This is a genomic window from Pedobacter psychrodurus (assembly GCF_032678585.1).
Taxonomy (GTDB): domain Bacteria; phylum Bacteroidota; class Bacteroidia; order Sphingobacteriales; family Sphingobacteriaceae; genus Pedobacter; species Pedobacter psychrodurus_A.
The window spans coordinates 37855-49870 of the sequence record NZ_JAVTSN010000051.1; the positions used below are offsets into that span (position 1 = coordinate 37855).

9 protein-coding genes are annotated in these 12016 nt (G+C 40.8%); 6 read left to right on the plus strand and 3 right to left on the minus strand.

What is annotated here, in order from left to right; all coding sequences use genetic code 11:
- Positions 1–130 precede the first annotated feature (130 nt).
- The 3 genes from R2S57_RS25515 to R2S57_RS25525 form a co-directional block, all read right to left on the minus strand.
- Positions 131–1783 (minus strand): M1 family metallopeptidase, encoded by a 1653-nt coding sequence (locus R2S57_RS25515; RefSeq protein WP_316847749.1) that lies wholly within the window; start codon positions 1781–1783, stop codon positions 131–133.
- Positions 1784–1871: 88 nt separating this feature from the next.
- Positions 1872–3737 (minus strand): CocE/NonD family hydrolase, encoded by a 1866-nt coding sequence (locus R2S57_RS25520; RefSeq protein WP_316847750.1) that lies wholly within the window; start codon positions 3735–3737, stop codon positions 1872–1874.
- A gap of 176 nt (positions 3738–3913) precedes the next feature.
- Positions 3914–5785, minus strand: a complete 1872-nt coding sequence (locus R2S57_RS25525; RefSeq protein WP_316847751.1) for a CocE/NonD family hydrolase — start codon at positions 5783–5785, stop codon at positions 3914–3916.
- 275 nt (positions 5786–6060) lie between these two features.
- On the opposite strand from R2S57_RS25525, the gene R2S57_RS25530 reads away from it, so the two are divergent.
- The 6 genes from R2S57_RS25530 to lpdA all read left to right on the plus strand — a co-directional run bounded on the left by R2S57_RS25530 (position 6061) and on the right by lpdA (position 11921).
- Positions 6061–6924: a DUF6515 family protein gene (locus R2S57_RS25530; protein ID WP_316847752.1), complete on the plus strand. Its 864-nt coding sequence runs from the start codon at positions 6061–6063 to the stop codon at positions 6922–6924.
- A gap of 214 nt (positions 6925–7138) precedes the next feature.
- Entirely contained in the window at positions 7139–8299 is a 1161-nt protein-coding gene (locus tag R2S57_RS25535) for an esterase-like activity of phytase family protein (protein ID WP_316847753.1), read from the plus strand.
- 23 nt (positions 8300–8322) lie between these two features.
- Entirely contained in the window at positions 8323–8988 is a 666-nt protein-coding gene (locus R2S57_RS25540) for an HAD family phosphatase (RefSeq protein ID WP_316847754.1), read from the plus strand.
- A 6-nt stretch (positions 8989–8994) separates the two neighbouring features.
- Positions 8995–9543: a cyclic nucleotide-binding domain-containing protein gene (locus R2S57_RS25545; RefSeq protein WP_316847755.1), complete on the plus strand. Its 549-nt coding sequence runs from the start codon at positions 8995–8997 to the stop codon at positions 9541–9543.
- A gap of 62 nt (positions 9544–9605) precedes the next feature.
- Positions 9606–9962 (plus strand): VOC family protein, encoded by a 357-nt coding sequence (locus R2S57_RS25550; RefSeq protein ID WP_316847756.1) that lies wholly within the window; start codon positions 9606–9608, stop codon positions 9960–9962.
- Positions 9963–10514: 552 nt separating this feature from the next.
- The gene (lpdA, locus tag R2S57_RS25555) at positions 10515–11921 is read left to right on the plus strand and encodes a dihydrolipoyl dehydrogenase (protein ID WP_316847757.1); all 1407 of its coding nucleotides are present in this window, start codon (positions 10515–10517) and stop codon (positions 11919–11921) included.
- Positions 11922–12016: the final 95 nt, after the last annotated feature.

The following is a 12016-nucleotide window of genomic DNA, read 5'->3' on the forward strand; positions in this document are numbered from 1 at the left end:
TTTTAGATGAATAATGGTCTTTTTCTTATAAGACGGTTGTTTTACCGAAAAGTTGCACAACAGGCCTATAAAACTTCCGAAGTTAGCCGAGCTATGGCCCTGGGAGAAACTTCGGAAGTCTGGGCGGGGATTACCCTTTTTTAGTTTTGATATAAAACAACGGATCATGCTTGAAATTGTCAGCATTTATACTGGCATCAACCTTAACGGTTTTCCAATCGTTTGTTGGTTTGATTAATGTATAAGCGCCCGTTTTTAATGTTACACGTACAGGCATATCGAAGCCTTTTACATCGGTTAACCAGCGGTAAGATAAAATGCCCTTATCGATTTTATATTCCAAAACAGGAATGTTGGTATACCGTAAATACTGATCGAAAACCTTATCTAATTTTAAGCCGCTCTGTTTGGCCATGTAATTTTCGATCTGAGCAGTGGTTACGGTTTGGTGGTAAAATGTTTTGCTTAATCCACGAAGAATCTGTCTGAATTTTTCATCGTTATTGATCAACTGGCGGATGGTGCTGATTAAATTTGCACCTTTTGGATACATATCTCCAGAACCTTCTTTGTTTACACCATAAGGACCAATCACCGGAACATCGTTACTGATGATTTTTTGCAGTCCGATTACATATTCATCTGCAGCAGCTTTGTTTTCTGTACATTCTGTAAACAGTACTTCCGAATAATTAGTGAAACCCTCATGGATCCACATATCGGCAATATCTTTTGCGGTAATGTTGTTGCCAAACCATTCGTGCCCGCTCTCGTGGATGGTAATGAAATCCCATTTTAAACCATGGCCTGTTCCACTTAAATCTCTTCCCAGATAACCTTGTTTAAACTGATTGCCATAGGCCACCGCGCTTTGATGTTCCATACCCAGGTGTGGTGCCTCAACCAGTTTGTAACCATCTTTATACCATGGGTAAGGGCCAAACCAATATTCGAAACATTTTAACATGGGTTTAACATCGGCATCCCAATGTGGGCGGGCTTTTGCACTATCGGTTTGTAAAGCCCAGTAATCGATACTTAGTTTGCCATTTTCGCCATCGTAACTGTCTTGCCAGTGTGCGTATTTCCCAATGTAAAAGGTTACATCGTAATTGTTGATGGGGTTGCCTACAAACCAGTTGTATTGTTTATAACCATCGGGTTTATCAACCGTGTTTCTCAACCTTCCGTTTGATATTTCCTGTAAGGTATTGGGTATGGTAATGCTGATCAACATACTGTCTACTTCATCGCTTTGGTGATCTTTATTTGGCCACCATACACTGGCGCCCAGTCCCTGGCAGGCCACTGAAACAAATGGATTGCCTGCCGCATCTTTTTTAAAGATAAAACCGCCATCCCAGGGTGGTGTTTTAGCTACTGTCGGGTTGCCCGAATAAAAAACGGTGAATTTATCTTTACTTCCTTTTTTTATGGTTTTAGGGAAAGTAACAAAAACAGCATTGTACTCACGTGTAAAAGGTAAATCGGTACCTTGATAGACTACTTTATCTACTTTTAAATTATCGAAAAGATCGAACTGTAGTTTGGTAAAGTCCTGTGTGGCAGTAAAAGCAAATTCGTTGCTTCCGCTTACCGATTTCTGGTCGATATCGATCTTTACATCCAGGTGGTAGTAATTGATGTCGTAACAGGTACGTAAAGGGGTAAGGGTACCCCGCAGGCTATCGGCCCGGGAGTTTACCTGGTGTTTGCCAAGCATTTGTGCCTTTGTGGCTGAAATGCTGAGGGCGAGGGCAAGGAGTGTAATTAATTTTTTCATTTGTTTATGGGTTAACCAATTTTCCAGTTCGTGGAGACACGAACCGGGGCTATTCGCGCGCGTTAGAAACGCGCGCGAGCCGCGCGGGCTATTTTATAATATCAACTTCAATAAAACTATCGTTAAATACGGTTTGAGTGGCTTTAATGTAATCTGCCTCAGTTGCTTTGTAAGGGTTGTCTACAAATTTTTGTGGGTTACGGGCAAATAAAGGAAATGCCGTACTCTGTACCTGGATCATGATCCGGTGTCCTTTTTTAAAGGTGTGTAATACATCCTGCAATTGAAAATTTACGTCGGTTTTTTGATTGGCCACCAAAGCCTCAGGTTTTTCGAAACTGTTACGGAAACGGGCTGGCATCACTTCCGAACGTACCATTTGCCAGTAATTGCTTAAAATGATATTCTTGTTTGGCATGTAAGGGTTGTTGGGCTCATCGGCAGGATAAACATCAATCAGTTTTACAATAAAATCGGCATCGGTACCTGTGGTCGCAATTTTAAGGTGCGACATGATTTCACCACCTAAAGTGATATCGTTATCCAATACCTCTGTTTGGTATACCAAAACATCTGGTCTTCTGCCTGCAAAACGTTGATCTTCGCTCATGTAGTTGTGCGGCGTAAAACCCAATGTAGTGGTTAAATCTTCAGTATACGGAGCGGGTTTTAAAGGATCGCTGATGTAATTTACAGAACCAGCAGCAGCAGGAGCCGTCATGCTGAGTTTACCGTCGGAACCTAGATATAGTTTTTGTTTGCTCGCTTTTTCTGTTGGCCATTTGGTAAAGGTTTCCCATTGTTTTTTACCGGTATCGAACATATAAGCTTCTGGCAGACCAGAGTTTTTATCACCATTGCCTTTTAAGAAATGGTTGAAGAATTTTGATTCGATTTCTTTTTGGTAGAAGGTAGCGATGCTATCTCCGAAATACACATTGCTATGCATGGTGTGGCCGGTTTCGCGGCTCCATCTGCCGTGCCCGAAGGGGCCCATTACAATCGTATTGTAGGCGTTAGGGTTTTTCTTTTCGATGGTTTTGTAGATATTCAAAGGACCTGATAAATCTTCGGCATCGTACCAGCCGCCAACAAGCATTACTGCAGGTTTAATGGTGTTGTAATGTTTTAACAGGCCGCGTTTTTGCCAAAACTCATCATAGTTTGGGTGGTTAACGGTTTCCTGCCAGAAGAAGTTATCCTTATAATATTTATCCGCATTGCTTAAAGGACCAAGATCTAAAGCGAACTGATAGCCATCTTTTGTTTTTGGCAAAATCATCTGGTTGTTGTACCAGGGTTTAGAAGTGGTATCGGTTTTCTGTACGCCAAATACCGGGAAGGTGAAGAAATAACTTTGTAAAAATGATCCATTGTGATGGAAATCATCAAAAAAGAAATCAGAAATCGGTGCTTGCGGCGATGATGCTTTTAAGGCAGGGTGATTGCTCAAAATTCCTGCTGCGGTATAAAAACCGGGATAAGAAATTCCCCACTGACCAACCTTGCCATTGTTGTTGGCTACGTTTTTAACCAGCCAATCGATGGTATCGTAAGTGTCTGATCCTTCATCAACATCTTTTTTGCTTTTTTTGTTATCGATAACGGGCGTCATGTTGGTCCAGGTGCCTTCGCTTTTCCAGCGTCCGCGTACATCCTGATACACAACGATATAACCTTCTTTCATCATCAGTTCGGACGGACCTAAACGTGCAGGGAATTTATCTTCGCCATAAGGCGCAACGCTGTAGCAGGTGCGCTGCATGATCATTGGATATTTTTTATCCTTTGCGGCATCTTTAGGCGTGTAAATGGCGGTAAAAAGTTTGGTGCCATCGCGCATGGGGATGTAAACTTCTTTTTTGGTATAGTTGGCTTTCGGGTATCCAGCATCGCCCTGCGCAAAGGCAGAAGAGGCTGAAAGCAGAATGATGAGGAGTTTTAAGTATTTCATTTTGAACAAGTAAGTTAAGCGGGTATTTTAATAAGCTTCCGGTTCGTGGGGACACGAACCGGGTAATGTTTTTTGCATCGTTAAAAACGATTGACTATTTACACACTCGTTAGAAACGAGCGTGAGCCGGTTTGTTATTTACGCACGCGTTATAAACGCGCGCGAGGGTTTTCGCTTTATTTCAACACTGAAACGGTTATATACGAGCTGTTATGCACGTCGTGATAAATTTTATGTGTGGCTTTTTGGAAATCCTGTGGTTCTGCCTGATAAATATCCATAAATTTCTGCGGATTGCGATCGGCCAAAGGAAACCAGGAGTTTTGAATCTGGATCATGATTTTATGCCCTTTTTTGAAGGTATGTGCAACATCTGGCAGTGGATAATTTACTTTGGTAATGGTACCAGGTACAAAAGCTTCGGGTTTTTCGAAACTGTTGCGGTATTTACCACGCATAATCTCGCCACGTACCAACATTTCGTAACCACCCATTATTAAATTTTTTGGATTAGGTACAGGGTTTGGCGCATCTTCAGGATAAACATCGATCAGTTTCACTACATAATCGGCGTCTGTTCCGGTAGTTGAAACTACAAGGTTGGCTAAAACAGGTCCGGTTAACGTAATGTCTTCCGTTAAAGCATCAGTCTGGTAAGTTTTAACATCAGGGCGACGGGCGGCAAAACGCTGATCGTCGATCATATACTCACGCGTACGCTTGGCCTGGATGCCATCCTGATAAGGTACCGGATTGTTCGGGTCGCTCACATATTCGTCCCAGCTATCGGTTCTGCCTACTTTTTCGAAAGCCAGTTTTCCGTTAGGCTGTAAATACAGGTTTTTGCTTTCTACTTCTTGTGGAGGCCATGTTTTAAACTTTTTCCATTCGTTGCTGCCCGTTACAAAAATATTTGCTTCAGCAGCATTAAAATCGCCTTCACCTTTTAAATAATGTTTAAAGAAAGGGAGTTCGTATTGTTGCTGGTAATCGATGCTGGTGGTTTTGCCGAAAGGGATATCGCCAAAATAAGAACCATCGCTGCGTACCCAGCCGCCATGAAACCAGGGGCCAGCCACCAGGATGTTATTGGCGCCGGGGTTTTGTTTCTCGATTGCTTTGTAAGTGGCAAAGGTTCCATAAGCATCTTCGGCGTCGAAAAAGCCGCCTACTACCATCACGGCAGGTTTTACATTGGTTAAGTGCGGGGTAATTAATCGCGCTTTCCAGAAGGTATCCAAATCCGGATGTTTAAATAAGTCGTTCCAGAATTTAATGCTATCTGCAAAATATTTGTCTTTTAGGTTTTTAACTGATCCAGCTTCCAGGTAGAAACGGTAATTGTCTTGTATAGGAAACTGAAAACCTTTAGGTCCTTTATCGGGCGTAATGGGTTTAGGACGTGGAACACCGAAACTGCCCATAAAACTAAAGGCATCCATTAAGAATAAAGTGCCACGATGGTGGAAATCGTCGCCCATAAACCAATCGGTAACCGGAGCCTGCGGCGAAACGGCTTTTAAAGCCGGATGCGCATTTGGCAACGAAGTAGTGGAATAAAAACCAGGGTACGAAATGCCATAAATCCCTGCATTGCCGTTATTTCCTTTTACATTTTTAACCAGCCAATCAATGGTATCGTAGGTATCGGTGCTTTCATCAATGGCGGTTTTGCCTTTTTTCCCAGCTATTTGCGGACGGATATCGGCAAAGGTGCCTTCACTCATCCAACGGCCACGCACATCCTGGTAAACAAAAATAAATCCTTCACGCATCATCGCGGGGAAATTACCCAAACTAAGCTTATATTTATCTTCGCCATAGGGCGCAACGGTATACGGCGTGCGGTTAATTAAAAAGGGATATTTTTTGGATTGATTTTTGGGTATATAAATGGAAGTGAATAGTTTAACTCCATCTCGCATGGGGATCTGGCGCTCTATTTTGGTGTAATTTTCTCTAACGTATGCCGAATCAGTTTGCTGGGCCAATAATTCATTAGAAATAAACAGACAAAATAGAAGGCTGAAAATTCTGGTAAAGTTCATTTGTTTAGTTTTTAGAAATAAAATTTAAATATAGGTGATTCACGATTGATTAAAAAAAACAAGCCGTAAAAGGTTTGTTAATGATGGAAAGATGGAAGAAGTATAATGGCAGATGTACGATACAGGATGGGTTTCGGCCTTTCCCTTCTGCATCAGGTTTAAATATCAGATGCTTCATTCGTCATCACTTTATCAAAATTTAGTTAAATATCATTAAGGGATAATCTTTTAAGGATTTTCATCGTCATATAGATAATCGAATTAAACACAATAAAATGAATAGGTTATTAAATAAAACATTGGTTGTTTTCGCTGCAGCAGCGATGATTGCAACCTTAAGTATCGAAAGCGTTTCTGCGCAAAGACCAAGCAGGAGCGGAGGTTCTTCCGGTGGCGGCAGATCTGGTTCTATAGGCCCATCGAGAGGTGGAGGTTCTATTTCCAGACAACCATCTATGCAGGTACCAGGTAGAGGCAGTTATTCACCAGGTAATAGTAGCCGCGGATCAAGACCAAATTATAGTTATAACAGACCTGGTAACCGTCCGGGTGTAGGTTATCGCCCGGGTTATGGTAGGCCAGGTTATGGCAGACCAGGGTATGGTTATCGCCCGGGATATGGAAGACCTTATTACAGGCCATACTACAGTTATTACAATTTTTACAGACCGTTTTTAGGGTTCAGAATTAGTGTATTGCCTTATGGATATTATCCATTTTACTATGGTGCCAATCAGTTTTATTATTCCGGAGGATTATTCTATCAACAAAATGATAGTCAATATGAGGTGGTAACGCCACCGGTTGGTGCTGAAGTGCCAAACTTGCCATCGGATGCAAATCAGGTGACCATTAACGGTGTTGATTATTACGAATATAAAGGCGTTTATTATACACAAAAGGAAAATGCCGACGGTAAAACCATATATGTGGTTGCCGGAAAAGACGGGGTTCTAAATACAACTGATGGTCTGGTTGATACACACAACATTGGCGATATTATTACCGAGTTGCCGGAGGGATCTAGAGAAGTAACCATTAAAAACGAAAAGTATTTTGTTTCACCTGATGATGTGTATTATGAAGAAATAGTAGATGGAACGAATATTACTTATCGTGTGATTGGTAAGTTGTTTTAAGCTTAATTTTTATCTGTGTCGGAGGATAACATCTGACATCACATGATATGCAGTCGGATGGTAACATCCGACTGTTTCATTTTTGTAGAAAATGGAGGTTTTTCATTAAATCCACTCCGTGTCAGATGGTAACATCTAACACCACAATTAAAATTCAGGGTGGCGTACCTCCAGCCGTCAAAAATCCATATTTTTACGGTCTAAACATATCGATTTGAAACCCATACATCAGCTTTCTTTTGTTTATGCCTTTTTTGTTGTTGTGCTTTCGTCATGTTCTACAACCAGGTATGTTGCAGTTAAACAGGAAGAGACCAGTATTTCGTCTGTTAAGTTTTTAAACGAATACATCATGCCCTTAAACGCAACTTTCCAGAATACTATTGTTGGTGGTTTATCGGGGATAGATTATGATGTAAAGCAAAACCAATATTATCTGATCAGCGATGATCCATCGCAGTTTAGTCCGGCCAGGATTTATACTGCACAGATTGATCTAAAAGAAAATAAAATTGATACCGTCCGCATCACGGGGCTTACCTATATGCTGCAGGAAAATGGAAAACCATATCCTAAATATGGTACCGATAAAAGTGTTAAGCCAGATGGCGAATCGGTACGTTATAACCCATTAAACAAACAGTTAATCTGGAGTAGTGAAGGTGAAAGGCTGTTTAAAAACGGAGATACGATAATCGTTCAACCCAGTTTGACTTTTATTTCTACTGAAGGGAAATTCCTTAATACCATTCCGCTGCCCAGAGGTTTTCATTTCACAAAAACGGAAAATGGTCCGAGGAAGAATGCCTTGTTTGAAGGCTTGACTTATGCCAACAACTACAAAACATTATACGCCAGTTTAGAAGAGCCCTTGTATCAGGATGGGCCACAGTCTTCTTTTGGCTATGACAAGGCTTTAACCCGGATTTTGAAATTCGATGTGGCAACTAAAAAGAATGTTGCACAATATGCCTATAAGCTTGATGCCCTGCCTGTTCAGCCTACTGTTGAAAATGACTGGAATGTAAACGGAATCTCCGAAATATTAGCGGTTAACGATCATACACTTTTGGTAATGGAGCGGGCCTGGGCGAAAGGGCATGATGACCATACTTTTTTAAAATTGTATCTGGTTGATTTAAACGGTGCTGAAAACGAAATCGAGAATACATCTTTTATACAAAAACCACCAAAACCCTTAACCAAAAAGTTACTTTTCGATTTTGATACTTTAAACAGGCATATCGATAACTTTGAAGGGGTAACCTTCGGTCCGAAATTACCTAACGGACATCAATCTCTGATTTTTTGCGTCGATAATAATTTCGGAAAATCGCAGGTGCAGCAATTTTTTCTTTTCGAGATCATCCCTTAAGCCAGTTCCTTTAAAAATATATCATGAGTAAAATAAAAGCGTTGTTGTTCGATTTAGATGGGACATTAATTGATTCAGAAAAGTTTCATTTCGATTGTTGGAATACCTTTTTATGCGGTTATGGAGTTGCTATTGATTTTAAAGATTGGTTAAGCAATTATGCCGGAATTCCCTTACCTAAAAATGCAAAAACCATCATCGACCGATACAAAATTGACGAGGAATTGGAGGGCTTTATCAACAGAAGGGAAAAGATCACTTTTGATGGTTTCAGATCAACTGATATTGCTTTAATGCCCTATGCATTGGAATTTATCCAGTTTGTTTATGAAAAAGGACTTACGCTTGCCGTGGTTACCGCCAGTCCGAAAATGGATGTAGAAGCTGTTTTTGAACGGAACGGCCTGGCCAAATACTTCAGTGTGTTTATTACCCGTACAGATGTGAGTAAATCTAAACCCGATCCTGAAAGTTACAACCTCTGTGTGGAGCGCCTGGGTTTAGAAAAGGATGAATGTATTGTGTTTGAAGATACCTTAAATGGTGTTAGATCGGCGCTGGCGGCAGGTATTACCTGTTATGCCATTCAGAATAATGTGCGTGCCCATCAAAAGTTAAAGATCGCAGATGAGCTGTTCCTCAGCTTTGCAAATGCCAAAACATTTATGTTGGAAAAGGGATTGATGTAATGTAATATGACCACCCAGGAAATTTTAAATAGTGTTGGGCAGTTTTCAGCTAGCGATGTGCTTCTTTTTGAAGAACATATTGTCCAAAGGTCGTTCCATAAAAACGATATACTTTTGCCCGAAGGTGAGATTTGCAAATCTGTTTATTTTATTCTATCAGGGTCTTTTTTTCAATTTCATTCTGATGGAATAACTGAAACCATTATCGATCTGCATTTGCCAGAGGAATGGATGTTTAATCATCCCAGCCTGATCAATCAAGTGCCATCAAATACCACGATCAAAGCATTTGATGAGTCGGATGTACTGGAATTGAGCTTAATCAACCTACACAGCCTGATTGCCAGGTCGCAGTCGTTTTTGGGTTTGGGTAGGCTTTTCGATCAGGCCGGTAACCGAACTTATCTGTTTGACAATGCCTTAACTCCTGTCCAAAAATACAGTTACATCACAAAAGCCAAACCACTTATTGTACAGGTTTTTCCCGTGAAAATGATTGCTTCCTATCTTAAAATCAGTCCCGAAACATTGAGCCGGGTGCGGGCAAAGCACTAAATTTCCTGATCTCGATCAAGTGCGGCTTTTCAAAAAAATGTCCATTTTTGAAATAAAAACATATGCTTACAGAAATTAATCCAAAACTGCCCATGCGTGATAAAAGCATCACGAGAGAATTTTATGTGAATAAATTGGGTTTTAAAGATATTGGAGCTGCTGACTTTAAGGATTACCTGATGGTACAAAAGGATAATGTGCAAATTCACTTTTTTTTATTCGAAGCACTCGAACCCAAAGAAAACTATGGCCAGGTGTACATCCGTACAAATGATATAGCAGGCTTATACCAATCGATGTTGGATACCAAACAAAGCATCCATCCAAATGGAAGTTTGCAAACTAAACCCTGGGGGCAAAAAGAATTTTCGATGCTCGATCCAGATAGCAACCTGCTCACTTTCGGACAAGCAGATTAAGGATGTGACTGATAAGAAATGCAGGGTGGCTCAGGTTTTGCCGGACCATTTTTTTTCCTATGGCCAGAAATTAAAATCATCCCGATCTGAATACCGACAGTAAGCCCATACAGAAAGCCAAATGGTTTAGATCAGCTGGCACACAGATGTACTACAAATCTGATAAGTAGCCGTTTATAGTCCGCATTTAGGCTTAATAACGCGGACTATATGCGGACTTGCTGCGGACTTACTGTTAATCTGGTGTCATTCTGATAGATACCTTGTCTTATCCTGTTATAGCTATACACCCAGGGTAGGCTTGAGTAATTTAGTCAGGAGGCATCGAGTGACGCATAATTTAAGACAACTTTCTTTTCTGGTTCAAAAGAAGCCCTGCAAGAGCGGGGCTATCTGGGATTGTTATTGTTTTTATCGTCGTAAAGTAAAATGTTTCTTAAGCTTAACAACCTATAGCCCTTAAGGCTTTAGCCTAACATTCTATTGGCCAATTGGCTTTCAGCTTTCCGCCTTTTTTCCCTACATTTGGCTAATTAAAATTATCAAGAAATTATGCAATACGATGTCGTTGTTATCGGTTCAGGGCCGGGCGGTTATGTAGGCGCAATCCGTTGTGCTCAGTTAGGTTTAAAAACTGCAGTTGTTGAAAAATATAAAACTTTTGGAGGTACCTGCTTAAACGTAGGCTGTATTCCATCTAAAGCTTTGTTAGACTCATCAGAGCACTATCACAACGCTGCCCACACGTTCACTACGCACGGTATCAACTTAAAAGATTTAAAGGTTGATATGAAACAGATGATCGCCCGTAAAGACGATGTTGTTGCTCAGAATACAGCTGGTATCACTTATCTCTTTAAGAAAAACAAAATCGATTCTTTCGAAGGTGTAGGTTCTTTTGTAGATAAAAATACCATTTTGGTAACCAAAGCTGATGGTTCTACCGAAACATTATCGGCTAAAAATGTAATTATTGCCACTGGTTCTAAACCAACAGCTCTACCATTTTTACCAATCGATAAAAAACGCATCATTACTTCTACCGAAGCTTTAAACATTAAAGAAGTGCCAAAAACGATGGTTGTAATCGGAGGTGGTGTAATCGGTTTAGAGTTGGGTTCGGTATACGCCCGTTTAGGTACAAAAGTTTCTGTAGTTGAATTTTTGCCATCAATCATTGGTACGATGGATGCAGGTTTGGGTAAAGAACTTCAACGTGTTTTAAAGAAAACTTTAGGCATGGAGTTTTATATGGGCCACAAAGTGACCGGAGCTACCACCAAAGGTAAAACCGTAACCGTTACTGCCGAAACACCAAAAGGCGAAACCATTTCTTTAGATGCTGATTATTGTATCGTTGCTGTTGGCCGTACCGCTTACAGCGAAGGTTTAGGTTTAGATAAAATCGGAATCACTATAGAAGAGAGAGGCAAGAAAATCCCTGTTAACGAGCATTTAGAAACTTCGGTTAAAGGTGTTTATGCCATTGGTGATGTAATTACAGGTGCAATGCTGGCGCACAAAGCAGAAGATGAAGGTACTTATGTTGCCGAAACAATTGCTGGCCAGAAACCGCATATCAATTATAACTTAATCCCAGGTGTAGTATACACATGGCCAGAGGTTGCTTCAGTAGGTTTAACCGAAGAGCAGTTAAAAGAAAAAGGAGTTAAGTATAAAACAGGTTCATTCCCTTTCAAAGCCAGTGGACGTGCGAAAGCAAGTATGGATACTGATGGTTTTATTAAGGTGCTAGCAGATGCTGCTACGGATGAAGTTTTAGGTGTACACATGATTGGTCCGCGTGCTGCTGATATGATTGCTGAAGCGGTTATTGCCATGGAATTCCGTGCATCTGCAGAAGATATTGCACGTACCTGCCATGCGCACCCAACCTATACTGAAGCCTTAAAAGAAGCTGCACTTGCTGCAACTGACAACAGAGCGATACATATTTAATTGATCATTCGGTTTACGATCGGTCAATTAATTTTAATATTTTGGGCATGCCCCAAGCTGCGCAAGGGTCGGTCGGGCACGTTTATTCCCGATAA

Bases quoted from the DNA above. Each gene is read 5' to 3' on its own strand.
- R2S57_RS25515 (WP_316847749.1), bottom strand. From the start codon at position 1,783: ATGAAAAAATTAATTACACTCCTTGCCCTCGCCCTCAGCATTTCAGCC.
- R2S57_RS25520 (WP_316847750.1), bottom strand. From the start codon at position 3,737: ATGAAATACTTAAAACTCCTCATCATTCTGCTTTCAGCCTCTTCTGCC.
- R2S57_RS25525 (WP_316847751.1), bottom strand. From the start codon at position 5,785: ATGAACTTTACCAGAATTTTCAGCCTTCTATTTTGTCTGTTTATTTCT.
- R2S57_RS25530 (WP_316847752.1), top strand. From the start codon at position 6,061: ATGAATAGGTTATTAAATAAAACATTGGTTGTTTTCGCTGCAGCAGCG.
- R2S57_RS25540 (WP_316847754.1), top strand. From the start codon at position 8,323: ATGAGTAAAATAAAAGCGTTGTTGTTCGATTTAGATGGGACATTAATT.
- R2S57_RS25545 (WP_316847755.1), top strand. From the start codon at position 8,995: ATGACCACCCAGGAAATTTTAAATAGTGTTGGGCAGTTTTCAGCTAGC.
- R2S57_RS25550 (WP_316847756.1), top strand. From the start codon at position 9,606: ATGCTTACAGAAATTAATCCAAAACTGCCCATGCGTGATAAAAGCATC.
- lpdA (WP_316847757.1), top strand. From the start codon at position 10,515: ATGCAATACGATGTCGTTGTTATCGGTTCAGGGCCGGGCGGTTATGTA.